Here is a 14,749-nt window from a genome sequence, read left to right as displayed (position 1 = left end):
GCCGGAATCAGATATAAAAACCTGTGAAATCCGCAAAAACACCCCTGTTTCTGAAAACTGCTGAAAACGGTTTCTAATCTAACAGTTTTCATATGGACTTACTCATGTTTATAATAGCCCCAACAACAAAACACGAGGCAAAATACAGGAGGTAAGTATTATGAAAAGAAAATGGAAATCAGCAGTAGCAGTTCTTGCAGCAGTAGCAGCAATCGGAAGCCTTACAGGTGTGACAACATATGCGGCGGACAGTGTCAGCATTACCAATGTATCCTACGATCCGACCAGAGAACTTTATGAACAGTACAACAAGATATTCCAGGAGTACTGGAAAGAAAAAACAGGACAGGATGTGGATATCACGCAGTCCCATGGAGGCTCCGGCAAGCAGGCACTTGAAGTTGCCAACGGACTGGAAGCAGATGTGGTAACACTGGCACTGGAGTATGACGTGGATGCGATCCAGGATGCAGGACTTATCGATGACGGATGGGTAGATGAGTTTCCGGAAGACAGTTCTCCCTACACTTCAACCATCGTATTCCTTGTAAGAAAAGGAAATCCCAAGAACATCAAAGACTGGGACGATCTGGTAAAAAAAGACGTAGGTGTGATCACACCAAACCCGAAAACATCCGGCGGAGCAAGATGGAACTATCTGGCAGCCTGGGCCTATGCAAAAGATAAATATAACGGAGACGAGGACAAAATTAAAGAATTCATCGGAGACCTTTACAAAAACGTACTTGTCCTGGACACCGGAGCCAGAGGCGCAACGACCTCTTTCGTGGAAAACGGACAGGGTGATGTACTGATCGCCTGGGAAAATGAAGCCTATCTTTCCGTAAAAGATTATCCGGACGACTACGAGATCGTAACACCAAGCATCAGCATCCTTGCACAGCCATCTGTAGCAGTAGTCGATAAAGTCGTAGACAAAAGAGGCACCAGAGATGTGGCAGAGGAATATCTGAATTATCTCTATTCCGATGAAGCACAGCGGATCGCCGGTGATAATTATTACCGTCCGTCAAACCAGGATATTCTGAAGGAATACTCCGATGTGTTTGACCTGGACATCAATCTTGTCACCATTGATGATTTCGGTGGATGGAAAAAGGCACAGGAAACGCATTTCTCAGATGGAGGAATTTTTGATCAGATTTACGAAGGATAGACAGCAGAAGATATAGTTGGACATAATAACACAAAGAAGCTGCAGAACAGTGAAAAAACAGAGTCTGCAGCTTCTTTTATGTAAATATTGTGAATCACAAAGGATCAGGCATGGCTTCCTTCCACCAGAGAACAGCCATCCAGCATACGGATTCCATTTATAACATCTTCGTAAGTATCATACATTTCTTTCCACTCATCGGAGGCATCCTCAGAATACTGGCTGACAGTGGCAAGAAGATCGTATTTTTTACCATCCATTGCTTCGATACGACCGAGATAACCCTGCCATACACTGTCCAGAGGCTGGTCTTTGCCATCGTAATATCTGGCTTCCAGAGTCAGGACCGGAACATCTTCATTATAATAAGTAAGTTTATAGCCACCGTTTTCTGTTTCGGTTGTCTCATAATGGCAGAGATATTTCCAACGCTCCGGAGTGAGAACCTGGAAATGATCGGTCATGGCCATATCAATACGCTCCGCATAAATGAAATTTACAGATTTGATCAGTTCAGCTGCTGCTTTTTCGGCAGCTTTATCATAAGTATCAGATGGAGTCAGGATAAAAAGTCCAAATGTATAATCGTCAGTCTGGCATACAAGGGCATCTACATTTTTATCTTCCTCATTGACGGAAGTTACATACTGATATTTTGTAGCCGGATAAGATTCAAAAGTAAGGTCTTTCTTTGTAGTGATCTCACCTTTTACCGGATAATATTCCGCCAGAAAATCATTCGCGGAGGAATCCTCCAGAGAAGAATTAGCTACTTTTAAAACAGCAGCAGTGCTTTTTTCATCGTTTACATAACGTCGTTCGAAATAATTTTCTTTTTCGGGCATGGATTCTATGACCGTGTCACTGTCATGGAATCCAACCCGCATATGAAGCTCGCCGCGCTTTTCCGATTCAGAAGATTCTTCTGTATCTATATTGGAAGAGGAATCGGGGTATGAAGAATCGGAAGTTTGCGAGGAGGAGTTTCCAGTAGTATTGGAGGAGGAATTATTTTCTGAATCGGAATATTCCTGAAGATTGCCGTAGTCATCAATATAATATTTATCTCTGGAGCCAATATATGTGGTTCCGGTGGCATCTTCCAGCCACACACTGCCGTCCTCATAATAATAATGAGGCTCAAAATAACCGTCCTGTTCGGTCCAGCCGGCATCGTTGCCTTCCATCAGTTCACCGGAATCCGGGTCAGGGGCATAATTACCTTCCCCGATATATTCATCCTCGGAACCATTGCGGTACCAGTAATCTCCGTTTTCATCCTGCCAGATGTACTGACCGTCATCGGTTGGAGGGTCAGAAGCGAGGACCGGGACTGCAGATATGGAAAGAGCGATCGCGCCTGTTAAAAGAACTAAGATTTTTTTATGCATAGGCACCTCCTGATAAATTGCGCAGCAGTTATTCAGTTACTGTCCACGGATCATAAATTTTTACAAAATAAAAAGGATCTGTTTGTTAAGTATATTGTAACAGACAGATCCTGATATCCGGAAATGTGAAGAAAAAGAGACATTTACCGGCAGGTAAAAAGATATCCCTTCCCATAAACCGAGACAATGTCATACTCATCGGTATCTTCGGCACCGATCTTGGTCCGGAGGTTAAAGATATGCCGCCGTACCGTGCTGGTATCTGTTCCTGCACAGCTGCCCCATACCGCTTCGTAGAGCTCCTTTGCAGAAAAAATCTTCTCCTGGTTTTCTGCAAGGAGACGCAGCAGAGAGAATTCGGTCCGGGTAAGGCCTGTGTCGGCATTATTGAGATATGCATGGCCGTCCGAAAGATCCAGCCGCAGGCTGCCGATGGTGATCTGACGGGAGGACTGAAATTTTTCTCTTATTTTTTCTTCCATTCGTTTCTGGCGTTCCAGAAGCATCTGGATCACAGCCAGAAATTCATCGAAATTGTAGGGCTTGGTGAGATAATAATCCCCACCCGTCTGAAGACCTTCCACTTTGTCACGGATATCGCTTTTTCCTGTGAGAAAAAGCACCGGATTCATGGTTTTTTCGCGGAAGCGGCGGCAGATATCCAGACCGTTTCCGTCCGGAAGCATAATGTCCAGGATAAGAAGATCCGGCAGATATTCTTCAAGCTGATGACAGGCTTCGGCGGCTGTCTGTGCAATGCGGACATCGTAGCCACGGCGCCGTAGCATCCGGCAGTTGGTATTCAGCACCTGTTCTTCATCCTCGACCATAAGGATAAGTGATTTCTTTTCATTCATTTATGATTCCTCCTCCGGAAGTGAGAAGAACACCTGAGTTCCCTCGCCTTCTTTACTTTTCAGCCATATTTTGCCGCCGTGGGCAGTGATGATCTGATGACATACATAGAGACCTATGCCGTGCCGCCAGTAATCTTTATCTGCAGAAACATAACCCTTGAGTGCGTTTTTTCGCATTTCTTCTGACATGCCGGTTCCGGTGTCGGAGACGCAAATGGTCTGCCAGCCCGGTTCGCCGGTAAGAGAAATGGTGATGGTTCCGTTTTGGGTGTGACGCTCTGCATTGGAGAGCAGATTGGTGACAACCTGGATCAGCCGTTCCGGGTCTGCAGAGATTTCCGGGAGGTTGGGCTGTATCGTAAGGACCAGCTGGTTATTCCCGGGACTTGGATGACTGCTGAAATCTTTTTCCACAGAATGTAAAAGTGCTCCCAGATCTGATGGTACAAGGGAAAGGGCAAGCCGTCCCTGCTCAATGGAAACGGTATCCATAAGATCCAGCACAATCCGGTCAATCCGCATTACTGATTGTTCGATGGTGCGGAGATTTTCCTGCATAAGAGAGAAATCCAGAGGATCTTCCTCAAGGAGCTCGGAGGTGTCACGGGCGTGGAGAGCGATGGAGTTCAGAGGATTTTTGATCTCGTGGGCAACGGTGGTCAGGAAGGTGGACTTGGCATTATCAAGGGAGCGCAGTCGCAGATTCTGTTCCTCCAGAAGGAGCTGCTGCTGGTTATATTCCTTCAGATGAAAATAGAGAACACTGCCGCAGACAATACTTACAGAGACAAACGCCAGAAGGATATCTGCTAGCCGGTCTGCTTCCGTGGCAAAAGGAGTTACAGTGTCCGGGAAATGGTATGCAACCAGACACAGTCCCATATAAAGGAGAATCTCCAGTAGGGAAACGATCAGAGCGCGTCTTTTTTCCAGCATCAGCACGGTAAAAATAATAGCAAACACAAAGAATGCCGGCATGCCGCCACGATAACCGCCGCTGGTAAAAAACATCACCGGAAAAACGATCAGAAAGATCACGACAATGGTGATCAGGTAGCAGCGCTGATATTTTCCACTGTAATAGGAATAAAGAAAAAGCCCTCCGGAGATTGCAACCAGCGCAAAATTGATCAGTACATTTCCCCAGGAACCGGTCCCGAGACTGAGAAAGGCCATGATCAGGCTGATCACAGTACCTCCCAAGGCGAGGATGTTGAACAGCCGGACGCGGAAATCAAGGGTGGGACTGAATAAAGAGTGAAAAATATTCCGGAGTTTCGGGTTTATATTGATAGGGATCACCTCCTGTTCTTAATGTAGGTTTGTATGCCTGCGGGCATCTTTCTTTTGGTGCTGTAATTATCGTAACTGTTATAATTGTATCATGCTGTCGTATAGGTGTGTACACAAAAAAATACATTTAATCCCGTTTTCCTATTGACATACTATGAATAGTAGGTTAATATAAGTGTCAACAAAAGAAAGGGAAGAGGCTATGAACGAATACGGCTTTAATACAGGGCTGCTCCACGGCACCAACGAGAAATATCCACAGGGTGCAACACAGGTTCCAATCTATCAGAGCAGCGCATTCCGACATGACAGCGCGGAAGACCTGGAGAAAATTTTTGACAATAAAAAAATGGGCTTCTCCTATACAAGGATCAACAATCCTACGGTAGAGTCCTTTGAGAGGAGAGTGACCATACTGGAGGATGGGATCGGCAGTGTGGCCTGTGCTTCCGGAATGGCTGCGCTGACCAATGCGTTTCTGAACATTCTTCAGGCGGGAGATGAGATCGTGGCAGCCTGCGGACTGTATGGCGGAACCGTGGAACTGTTCGATGATCTGAAGCCTTTCGGGATTTCCGTAAAATATGTGAAAGAGAATAAGCCGGAAGCTTTTGAGGCAGAGATCACAGAGAAGACGCGACTTGTTTTTGCGGAGACCATTGGCAACCCCAAGCTGGATGTTACCGATATCCAGGCAGTTGCGGAAGTGGCACATAAGCATGACGTACCGCTGATCGTAGACAACACGGTGGCAACCCCGTATCTGATCCAGCCACTGAAGCTTGGAGCTGACATTGTGGTTCATTCCTCTTCCAAATATATCAATGGAAGCAGCGATGCCATCAGCGGTATTCTTGTCTGTGGTAAGGGTCTGAAATGGGACCCTGACCGATATCCGGGACTTGCTCCATACCGGAAATTCGGACCATTTGCATACATCGCCAAGCTTAGAAACGGACTTTTCCGGAACACTGGCGCGTGTCTTGCTCCGCAGAATGCTTTCCTTAATAATCTGGGACTGGAAACCCTGGGACTTCGAATGCAGAGACAGTGTGACAACGCACTGGAACTTGCCAGATTTTTACAGAGCCTGGGTGGTGACATTGAAGTAAATTATCCGGGACTGGAAGAGAGCCCTTATCACGAAATTGCGAAAAAGCAGTTCAGGAATGGTTACGGAGCTATCGTAACCGTAAGAACCGGAAGCAAGGAGAAAGCTTTTTCCATTATCAATTCCCTGAAGGTCCCGCTGATCATCTCCAACATCGGAGATACGAAGACACTGGTGATCCATCCGGAATCCACCATCGCGGCACACATCTCCGATGAGGAGAAACAGCAGTCCGGAGTGTTCGAAGACCTGATCCGGATCAGCGTGGGAATTGAAGACATTGAAGATTTAAAAGAAGATTTCAAACAAGCGATAGAGAGTAACAGATAAAATCGATAGCTGCACCAGCAGAGAAATGGAGAGTTCGCTATGGCAAAAGTAGATTACGCTACATTAAAAAAAGGTGGTTTCATGAGACAGAAGCAGAAAAATAATTTTTCTCTTCGTCTTGCCTGTGTAGGCGGTACGCTTACAGCAGAAAACCTTAAGAAAATCGCAGAAGTAGCTGAGAAATACGGTGACGGATATGTACATCTTACTTCCAGACAGGGAGTTGAGATCCCGTTCATTAAATTAGATGATATTGATGATGTAAAAGATGATCTTGCGAAAGGCGGATGCAAACCTGGTGTCTGCGGACCGAGAGTCCGTACAGTTACAGCCTGCCAGGGTAATGCAGTCTGTCCAAGCGGAAACATCAACAGCTATGACATTGCGGTGAAATTAAATGAGAGATATTTTGGAAGAGAGCTTCCTCATAAATTCAAATTCGGTGTTACCGGATGTCAGAACAACTGTCTGAAAGCAGAGGAGAACGATGTAGGAATCAAAGGAGCAGCACAGGTCAGCTGGAAAGAAGATACATGTATCCACTGTGGAGTCTGTGAAAAAGCCTGTAGAGAAAACGCCATCTCCTTTAAAGATGACAAGCTGGTGATCGACACAGAGAAATGTAACTACTGCGGCAGATGTGCAAAATCCTGTCCTGTAGATGCATGGTATGAAAACGAAGCATTTATCGTTTCCTTTGGCGGAACGTTTGGAAATCACATCAGCAAGGGACAGGAATTCCTTCCGCTGATCACCTCTGAAGAACAGCTTTTCAGAGTGACCGATGCAGCGATCCAGTTCTTTGATGACTATGCAAATCCGGGAGAGCGTTTTAAATTTACCATCGACCGGGTAGGCGCTGAAAAACTTCAGGAAGTTTTGAAAGGAGCATACAATGGCTGATATTAAAATTGATGATACAGTAGATATTACCGATGTAGTTTGCCCGGTAACTTTTGTAAAAGCAAAAGTAGCACTTGAGGAGCTGGACGACGGACAGATCCTGGCGATCAAAATGAACGATGGCGAGCCAGTACAGAATGTACCGAGAAGCGTAAAAGAAGAAGGACATCAGATCCTGAAACTTGAAGATAATGAAGATGGAACTTATACACTGATCGTAAGAAAAGTTGAATAATAGGAGAACAGAGAAATGACAATCACAGTTGCAGGAAATAAAAAAGAATACGAAGACGGACTGAAACTTACAGAGCTTATTGAGAAAGAGGATATCGAAAGTCCTGAGTATGTAACCGTAACCATCAACGATGAATTCATCAGCAAAGAAGACGTTCCGAACACAGTTGTAAAAGACGGTGATGTTGTTGAGTTCCTGTACTACATGGGAGGAGGCGCAAGATAATGGCTTTTACAAATGAGCAGCTTGAGCGTTACTCTCGCCACATCATCCTGAAAGAGGTGGGAGTAAAAGGCCAGAAAAAGCTTCTGAATGCAAAGGTTCTTATCATCGGAGCCGGCGGACTTGGAGCACCGGCAGCCCTTTACCTTGCAGCAGCAGGTGTGGGAACAATCGGAATCGTAGATGCAGATGAGGTAGATCTTTCCAATCTTCAGAGACAGGTCATCCACACAACTGCAGATGTTGGCAAACTGAAAGTAGAGTCTGCGGCTGAGACTATGAAAGCCATCAACCCGGACGTTACCGTAAATACATATCATACATTTGTAGATTCCAGCAACATTATGGATCTGATCAAAGATTACGATTTCATTCTGGATGGAACGGACAACTTCCCTGCAAAATTCCTTATCAACGATGCCTGTGTAATGGCTGAGAAACCGTTTTCACATGCAGGTATCATCCGTTTCCAGGGACAGCTGATGACTTACGTTCCGGGACAGGGACCATGCTACAGATGTGCATTCCAGAGCCCGCCACCAAAGGATGCCGTACCGACCTGTAAGCAGGCTGGTGTTATCGGAGCCATGGGCGGCGTGATCGGAAGCCTTCAGGCAATGGAAGCCATCAAGTACATCATCGGACAGGGTGACCTTCTTACAGGAAGACTTCTTACCTACGATGCGCTGAAGATGACATTCCGTACCGTAAAACTTCCGAAGAACCATCACTGCCCGGTATGCGGCGATGATCCGACGATTACAGAGCTGATCGATTACGAGCAGGCTGTGTGCGAGCTGAAACACTGATCATATAGAAGTCAAAAGTGTCTGCTGGTGCAGGCAGTATAAATAAGTATAGAAACCCATTGGAGGCTGCGAAGATAATGCTGAAATTAAAAAAAGAAGATTACGAAAAAATATTAGACCATTGCAGAAAGGGACTTCCCAATGAGTCCTGCGGCCTTCTGGGCGGGACCATTGAGGGCGATGTAAAAACCATCGAGAAGGTGTATTTACTGACAAATATCGACGAGAGTAACGAGCACTTTTCCATGGACCCGAAAGAACAGCTGAGCGCGATCAAAGATATCCGTCAGAACGGATATCAGATGATCGGAAACTTTCATTCTCATCCGGAGTCTCCGTCAAGGCCTTCCGAAGAAGACAAACGACTTGCTTTTGACCCGAACATCGAATATCTGATCCTCTCCCTTATGGATGCAGAAAACCCGGTGCTGAAGGCCTTCGGCGTAGACAAAGAAAAAAATGTAACTGTACATGAGATTCAGATAACAGAGTGATGAGTATGAAAAACAGATTAAACACAAAAGAAATTACAACGGATGTGCTGATCATAGGCGGAGGTACCGCAGGCTGCTATGCGGCGCTGGTTCTCTCAGAACAGAAAGCCGGCAGGGTACTGATCGCAGAAAAAGCAAATATCAAGCGAAGCGGCTGTCTGGCAGCTGGTGTCAACGCCATCAATGCCTACATTGTAAAAGGCCGCAAGCCTCAGGACTATGTAGATTACGCCACAAAAGATGCCGCCGGGATCGTAAGACAGGACCTTCTTCTTACAGCAGCGGAGAACTTCAACGAAGTTACCGCAAAAATGGAAAAACTTGGACTTGTGATCCTGAAGGATGAAAATGGCGATTATGTAGCCAGAGGAAACCGTAACATCAAGATCAACGGCGAGAATTTCAAACCACTTCTTGCGGATGCAGTTCATGAAGCTGAGAATGTAGATGTTCTGAATTATGTAAATATCACAGACCTTCTTGTAAAAGACGGTCAGGTTTACGGAGCCGTTGGTTTTTCTATTATGGAAGAAACCGCTTACGTTATCCGGGCAAAAGCAGTTCTTGTTGCAACCGGCGGAGCGGCTGGACTTTATAAACCGAACAATCCTGGATTTTCCAGACATAAGATGTGGTATCCGCCATTTAACACAGGTGCCGGATACGCAATGGGAATCCTGGCAGGCGCGGAGATGACATCTTTTGAGATGCGTTTTATTGCTCTTCGCTGCAAGGACACCATCGCTCCTACAGGAACCATCGCACAGGGTGTCGGCGCAAAACAGATCAATGCGGCAGGAGAGATCTACGAGACAAAATACGGTCTGACCACAAGCGAGCGAGTTTACGGAACAGTCCGGGAAAATCAGCTTGGCCATGGCCCGTGTTACCTGAAGACTACAGGGATCACGAAAGAGCAGGATGAAGATCTTCTGAAAGCTTATCTGAACATGGCACCAAGCCAGACTCTGAAATGGATCGAAAGTGGAAAAAACCCAAGTGAGCAGGATGTGGAGATCCAGGGAACAGAGCCCTATATCGTAGGCGGCCATACAGCCAGCGGCTACTGGGTAAACACAGGCCGTGAGACTACTGTGAAAGGTCTTTATGCAGCAGGTGATGTTGCAGGCGGATGTCCCCAGAAATATGTAACAGGGGCACTTGCAGAAGGAAAACTTGCAGCACTGGATATGGTGAAACAGTTTTCCGCAGGATCTCTGAAAGAAGCGGATATTACCACAGAAGCGGAGATCAAAGTTCAGGAAGAAAAAATCCTTTCTCAGTACGAAAAGTTCCGTAATGAAGATGCACCGGCATTTTCCGTTGAGGAGCTTGAGGAAGCCATGCAGAAAGTCATGGACGAGTATGCGGGAGGAATTGCTTCCAATTATCAGTTCAATGAGAAACAGCTTGACCTTGCAGATGAAAAAATCCTCAAGCTTCAGGCCCTTGCCGAAAAAACAGCGGCAGCAGATATGCATGAGCTGATGTTTGCATACGAACTTCGTGAGCGTCTCATTGTGTGCCGTTCACTGATCGCTCATCTGAAAAACCGAAAAGAGACCAGATGGCATTCTTTCAACGAAAATCTGGATCATCCGGAAACCGATGAGAAATTTTATAAATATGTAAATTCGAAACTGGAAAACGGCGAGATCAAGATCATTTTCCGTGACATTGTAAAGGAGGACACATATGAGCATACGAATTGATCAGAAAAAATGTGTTGGCTGCAGAAAGTGCAGTGAAGTATGTCCGGGAACCCTGATTGTCATGGAAGACAAAAAAGCCGTGATGAAATATCCGAAAAACTGCTGGGGCTGTGTTTCCTGTGTAAAGGAATGTAAAGCCGGCGCCATTGACTTTTTCCTTGGTGCGGATATCGGTGGTAACGGAAGTATCATGAATGTAAAAAGCGAAGGTGATATCCTTCACTGGATCATTACAAAAACAGACGGTTCCACATCCGTGATTGATGTGGACCGACGAAATTCGAATAAATACTAGAAGACAGGTGCTGCCGGTTCTGGCGGCCAAAACAGGAGGATGAGATCAGATATGAGTGGATTATCACATTTGGATGAGCTGGAAGCAGAGGCAATTTACATCATCCGTGAAGTTGCAGCAGAGTGCGAAAAGCCGGTAATGCTTTATTCTATAGGAAAAGACAGTTCTGTAATGCTTCATCTTGCGATGAAAGCTTTTTACCCGGAGAAACCGCCATTCCCGTTTCTTCATGTAAATACAACCTGGAAATTTAAAGAGATGATCGAGTTCCGTGACAAGACTGCAAAAGATCTCGGGATCGAAATGCTTGAGTACATTAACCAGGACGGTGTGAAACAGGGAATCAATCCTTTTGACAGCGGTTCCGCATATACAGATATCATGAAAACACAGGCCCTGAAACAGGCTCTTAAGAAATATGGTTTCACAGCTGCATTTGGCGGCGGCCGTCGTGATGAGGAGAAAAGCCGTGCAAAAGAGCGTATTTTCTCCTTCCGTAACGCAGAGCAGGCCTGGGATCCGAAGAACCAGCGTCCGGAGATGTGGAAGCTTTACAATACTGAGATCAACAAAGGTGAAAGCATCCGTGTTTTCCCAATCTCCAACTGGACTGAGACTGATATCTGGCAGTACATTAAGAGAGAAAATATCCCGATCGTTCCGCTGTATTTTGCAAAAGAGCGTCCGGTTGTATACAGAGACGGCAACATCATTATGGTGGATGACGACAGAATGCGTCTGAACCCGGGTGAGGAGCCGCAGATGAAAAAGGTCCGTTTCCGTACTCTTGGATGCTATCCTCTGACAGGTGGTATCGAGTCTGACGCGGAGACACTGGACGAGATCATTGACGAGACTTTAAGCTCTGTGGAATCTGAGAGAACTACACGTGTTATCGATTCTGACGGCGGAGCTGCCAGCATGGAAAAAAGAAAGAGAGAGGGGTACTTCTAGGATGAGCGGATTACTGAAATTTATCACTTGCGGAAGTGTGGATGATGGAAAGTCTACACTGATCGGCCATATTCTTTATGATTCCAAGCTTTTATATGCAGACCAGGAAAAAGCCCTTCTTCTGGACAGCAAGGTAGGTTCCAGAGGTGGTGCCATTGATTATTCTCTTCTTCTGGATGGTCTGATGGCTGAGCGTGAGCAGGGTATCACCATTGATGTTGCTTACCGTTATTTTACAACGGATAAGAGAAGTTTTATTGTTGCGGATACTCCTGGTCATGAAGAGTATACAAGAAACATGGCAGTTGGTGCTTCTTTTGCCCAGCTTTCCATTATTCTTGTGGATGCAAAACAGGGTGTTCTGGTGCAGACAAGACGTCATGCGCGTATCTGCGCTCTGATGGGTATCCATCATTTCGTATTTGCTGTTAATAAGATGGATCTTGTTGATTACAGTGAGAGCCGTTTTAACGAGATCGTGAAGGATATTAATGAGCTTTCAAAGACTCTGGGTCTTCAGGATGTTGTGATTATTCCTGTCAGTGCTACAGAGGGTGATAACGTAACCAAGAAGTCTCCGAATATGTCGTGGTATACGGGCAAAGCTCTTCTGGATCATCTTGAGACTGTAGATGTTTCCGAGGCTGAGAATGTCAGCGAGTTTTATCTTCCTGTCCAGCGAGTTTCCCGTCCAAACCATGAATTCCGTGGTTTCCAGGGCCAGATCGAGAGTGGCCGGGTTCATGTAGGCGATACCATCACTACGCTCCCCAGCAACGAGACAGCGGCTGTTAAGACGATCCTGGTGGGCAGTGATAACCGTGAGGAGGCTGTTGCAGGCCAGGCTGTTACCATTCAGCTGGATAAAGAGGTGGATGTCAGCCGTGGCTGTGTTCTTACCAATAATAATGAGATTCCGGTGGCTAAAGGTTTTGAGGCTACGCTTCTCTGGATGGATGATTCCAGGCTTGAAGTGGGCAAGGAGTATCTTGTGAAGGTTGGTACCAAGAAGATTGCAGGTGTGGTTAAGAGTATTGAGTTTAAGACGGATGTAAATACCGGAGAGCATCTGCATGCAGATACTATTGAGAAGAATGAGATCGCTCTGTGCAAGATCGGTCTTTCTGATAAGGTTGTGCTGGATGAGTTTAAGAAGAATAAGACTCTTGGTGAGCTGATCCTGATCGATCGTGTGAGTCATATGACTTCTGCGTGTGGTGTTGTGGAGTCTGTTGATACTGAGGGTGAGAAGCCTTATTTCCAGAAGGATGATGTGAAGGTTGGCGGTTATGTTTTTGAGGAGTTTTATTTTAACCTTGAGAATGCGCTGCTTTCTAAGGCGGATAAAGAGGTTAAGACTTATCATGTAGGGGATGCTGTACCTACAGAAGGTGATAGCTTCGAGTATCCGGGTTATTTTGATATTGTATCCCTGGAGGACAATGCAGCTGTTCTTATTCGTGATAAGAAGGTGCTGGATATTATTCCGCTGGATAAGTATGCCTTTATGGGACTTCCTGTTGTAGATGAGAGAGGTTTTGCGCTGGAGATCCGCAGTAATGATGATTATCAGCAGTTCCTGGAGGAGTTTAAGGGGGCTGATAATAAGTCGGAGTTTCATAATAAGTGGTTTAAGTTTGAGACTTATAGGAAGATTGTCTGCACGGATAATTTCTGGATGATCTAACGAAAAACTGTATCAATAACATTAAGAGGCTGCATGGGTGTGCAGTCTCTTTTTTTGTTGAATTTGAAGGTTGTTGAGCCATCAGCGCTGCGCTGGATGGCTGGGAGGGTGGGCTTCTGCGGGAGGTTGTTGGTGATTGGACGGTTTGGTGGCTGACGGGACGCCGAGGCTCAGGATACTGTCCGGTCTGCGGCTTCGTCGGGGGCTGGCTTCTAAGATGCCGAAAATCTGCTAAAACCGTTTTCCAAAAGTCCGAACTCGCTTCGCTCAAACAGCGAACTTTTGAAAAACAACGCAGATTCCCGCCATCTAAGAAGCGCACCCCTCCTGTAGAAGCAGAGCCAGCCAGTATCCTGAGCCTTGGCTGTGCATTCAGGCCGGAAAGGAGAAAACAAGCCTGCAGAGGGACGGAGGCGGGCGCTGTGGCGCCCTGTCCTGGTTGTGTGGAGTTTCTTATAGTGTATATGGATTAAATTGGTGAAGGGAAGTATTTTGAAATAGAGTGGCATATAGAAAACTAGATCGGCAAAGAGAACCATTTTGAATATCGTAGCATACAGAAGATTGGATCGGCAAAGAGCTACATCCTGAATACCGAAGAATACAGACAAGAGTCAACTGTGTTACACATCGAAGATGTAACACTGGTTTCCGTGCCCAAGAGGGTGGGGGGGGCAGGGGGAGGGCCTTCGGGCTTACGGAACTCTGAGATGGCCTTCCCCCTGCATCTCCCGCATTGAAAATGCGACCCGCGTAGCCCTATGCAATAAGGCAATAAACAACAGTATACATCCTTTGTTATTCCCCATCTATCGCAATACAATAAAATTAATGTAAAAAAATAAAAAAAGGTGTTGACAAAGCATATCGCCTTCCGCTATAATTAAACCTGCGTTTCGGATGAAAAGACAGAAGAAATGCACTCCAATTTAATAAGAAATTATGAGTTCGGAGTCTGGAGAAGTACTCAAGAGGCCGAAGAGGTGCCCCTGCTAAGGGTATAGGTCGCTAACGCGGCGCGAGGGTTCAAATCCCTCCTTCTCCGTTATTTTTTTGAAAAAAATAAACTTTTCAAAAAAATGAAAAAACTTGTTGACAAACGCTTGCAAACATGATAAAGTAAACAAGCTGTCAGCAAGACAGAGATTCATCAAAAAAGAATTTGAAAAAAGTTGAAAAAAGCACTTGACAAATGATTTGAGATGAGATAAAATAAACGAGCTGTCTGAGAGACAGAACGAAAAACCTTGATAACTAAACAGTGAAACACATACGATTC

14 protein-coding genes and 1 tRNA gene are annotated in these 14,749 nt (G+C 45.7%); 12 read left to right on the top strand and 3 right to left on the bottom strand.

Annotated elements, in window-relative coordinates; genetic code table 11:
- The first annotated feature begins 160 nt into the window (after positions 1-160).
- Positions 161-1,177: a sulfate ABC transporter substrate-binding protein gene (locus GPK88_RS08570; protein WP_215707689.1), complete on the top strand. Its 1,017-nt coding sequence runs from the start codon at positions 161-163 to the stop codon at positions 1,175-1,177.
- A 104-nt stretch (positions 1,178-1,281) separates the two neighbouring features.
- Here the strand turns inward: GPK88_RS08570 and GPK88_RS08565 are convergent, their stop codons facing one another.
- The 3 genes from GPK88_RS08565 to GPK88_RS08555 form a co-directional block, all read right to left on the bottom strand.
- Positions 1,282-2,568 (bottom strand): hypothetical protein, encoded by a 1,287-nt coding sequence (locus GPK88_RS08565; protein ID WP_173762192.1) that lies wholly within the window; start codon positions 2,566-2,568, stop codon positions 1,282-1,284.
- Between the two features lie 143 nt (positions 2,569-2,711).
- Positions 2,712-3,425: a response regulator transcription factor gene (locus tag GPK88_RS08560; protein WP_021977207.1), complete on the bottom strand. Its 714-nt coding sequence runs from the start codon at positions 3,423-3,425 to the stop codon at positions 2,712-2,714.
- Positions 3,426-4,616 carry a sensor histidine kinase gene (locus tag GPK88_RS08555; RefSeq protein WP_330626644.1) on the bottom strand — a complete coding sequence of 397 codons (1,191 nt, stop codon included), beginning with the start codon at positions 4,614-4,616 and terminating at the stop codon, positions 3,426-3,428.
- A 304-nt stretch (positions 4,617-4,920) separates the two neighbouring features.
- Between GPK88_RS08555 and GPK88_RS08550 the strand changes: the two genes are divergently transcribed.
- From GPK88_RS08550 to GPK88_RS08500, 11 genes are all read left to right on the top strand, one after another.
- Positions 4,921-6,159 carry an O-acetylhomoserine aminocarboxypropyltransferase/cysteine synthase family protein gene (locus GPK88_RS08550; RefSeq protein ID WP_215707688.1) on the top strand — a complete coding sequence of 413 codons (1,239 nt, stop codon included), beginning with the start codon at positions 4,921-4,923 and terminating at the stop codon, positions 6,157-6,159.
- A 39-nt stretch (positions 6,160-6,198) separates the two neighbouring features.
- On the top strand, positions 6,199-7,062 hold the full coding sequence (locus GPK88_RS08545; RefSeq protein WP_148445800.1) for a ferredoxin-like domain-containing protein: 864 nt from the start codon (positions 6,199-6,201) through the stop codon (positions 7,060-7,062).
- A complete protein-coding gene (locus GPK88_RS08540; RefSeq protein WP_148445802.1) occupies positions 7,055-7,297 on the top strand; it encodes a sulfurtransferase TusA family protein in 243 nt (80 codons plus the stop codon). Before GPK88_RS08545 ends, GPK88_RS08540 begins: the two co-directional genes overlap by 8 nt.
- A 15-nt stretch (positions 7,298-7,312) precedes the next feature.
- Positions 7,313-7,522, top strand: coding sequence for a sulfur carrier protein ThiS (thiS, locus tag GPK88_RS08535; RefSeq protein ID WP_021976045.1), 210 nt, complete (start codon positions 7,313-7,315; stop codon positions 7,520-7,522).
- Complete coding sequence (gene thiF / locus GPK88_RS08530; RefSeq protein WP_144093822.1) at positions 7,522-8,328, top strand: thiazole biosynthesis adenylyltransferase ThiF; 807 nt, start codon at positions 7,522-7,524, stop codon at positions 8,326-8,328. Before thiS ends, thiF begins: the two co-directional genes overlap by 1 nt.
- Before the next feature lie 77 nt (positions 8,329-8,405).
- On the top strand, positions 8,406-8,822 hold the full coding sequence (locus tag GPK88_RS08525) for a M67 family metallopeptidase (RefSeq protein ID WP_021976043.1): 417 nt from the start codon (positions 8,406-8,408) through the stop codon (positions 8,820-8,822).
- Positions 8,823-8,827: 5 nt separating this feature from the next.
- Entirely contained in the window at positions 8,828-10,534 is a 1,707-nt protein-coding gene (locus GPK88_RS08520) for an adenylyl-sulfate reductase subunit alpha (RefSeq protein ID WP_118063706.1), read from the top strand.
- Entirely contained in the window at positions 10,518-10,829 is a 312-nt protein-coding gene (locus GPK88_RS08515; RefSeq protein ID WP_015526617.1) for a 4Fe-4S dicluster domain-containing protein, read from the top strand. The genes GPK88_RS08520 and GPK88_RS08515 overlap by 17 nt, the downstream gene beginning before the upstream one ends.
- Before the next feature lie 39 nt (positions 10,830-10,868).
- Positions 10,869-11,783 (top strand): sulfate adenylyltransferase subunit CysD, encoded by a 915-nt coding sequence (gene cysD, locus GPK88_RS08510; protein ID WP_330383055.1) that lies wholly within the window; start codon positions 10,869-10,871, stop codon positions 11,781-11,783.
- 1 nt (position 11,784) lies between these two features.
- Positions 11,785-13,470 (top strand): sulfate adenylyltransferase subunit CysN, encoded by a 1,686-nt coding sequence (gene cysN, locus GPK88_RS08505; RefSeq protein WP_195566342.1) that lies wholly within the window; start codon positions 11,785-11,787, stop codon positions 13,468-13,470.
- Positions 13,471-14,427: 957 nt separating this feature from the next.
- Positions 14,428-14,515, top strand: a tRNA-Ser gene (locus GPK88_RS08500).
- The last annotated feature ends 234 nt before the right edge of the window (positions 14,516-14,749 follow it).

Origin of the sequence: Blautia sp. MCC269 (assembly GCF_018785655.1) — a bacterium.
Classification (GTDB): domain Bacteria; phylum Bacillota; class Clostridia; order Lachnospirales; family Lachnospiraceae; genus Blautia_A.
Note: the sequence above shows the minus strand (reverse complement) of the source record. Positions and strands in the feature narration are given on the sequence as shown.

Coding starts and splice junctions, on each gene's coding strand:
- GPK88_RS08570 (WP_215707689.1), top strand. CDS start 161: ATGAAAAGAAAATGGAAATCAGCAGTAGCAGTTCTTGCAGCAGTAGCA.
- GPK88_RS08565 (WP_173762192.1), bottom strand. CDS start 2,568: ATGCATAAAAAAATCTTAGTTCTTTTAACAGGCGCGATCGCTCTTTCC.
- GPK88_RS08560 (WP_021977207.1), bottom strand. CDS start 3,425: ATGAATGAAAAGAAATCACTTATCCTTATGGTCGAGGATGAAGAACAG.
- GPK88_RS08550 (WP_215707688.1), top strand. CDS start 4,921: ATGAACGAATACGGCTTTAATACAGGGCTGCTCCACGGCACCAACGAG.
- GPK88_RS08545 (WP_148445800.1), top strand. CDS start 6,199: ATGGCAAAAGTAGATTACGCTACATTAAAAAAAGGTGGTTTCATGAGA.
- GPK88_RS08540 (WP_148445802.1), top strand. CDS start 7,055: ATGGCTGATATTAAAATTGATGATACAGTAGATATTACCGATGTAGTT.
- thiS (WP_021976045.1), top strand. CDS start 7,313: ATGACAATCACAGTTGCAGGAAATAAAAAAGAATACGAAGACGGACTG.
- thiF (WP_144093822.1), top strand. CDS start 7,522: ATGGCTTTTACAAATGAGCAGCTTGAGCGTTACTCTCGCCACATCATC.
- GPK88_RS08525 (WP_021976043.1), top strand. CDS start 8,406: ATGCTGAAATTAAAAAAAGAAGATTACGAAAAAATATTAGACCATTGC.
- GPK88_RS08520 (WP_118063706.1), top strand. CDS start 8,828: ATGAAAAACAGATTAAACACAAAAGAAATTACAACGGATGTGCTGATC.
- GPK88_RS08515 (WP_015526617.1), top strand. CDS start 10,518: ATGAGCATACGAATTGATCAGAAAAAATGTGTTGGCTGCAGAAAGTGC.
- cysD (WP_330383055.1), top strand. CDS start 10,869: ATGAGATCAGATATGAGTGGATTATCACATTTGGATGAGCTGGAAGCA.
- cysN (WP_195566342.1), top strand. CDS start 11,785: ATGAGCGGATTACTGAAATTTATCACTTGCGGAAGTGTGGATGATGGA.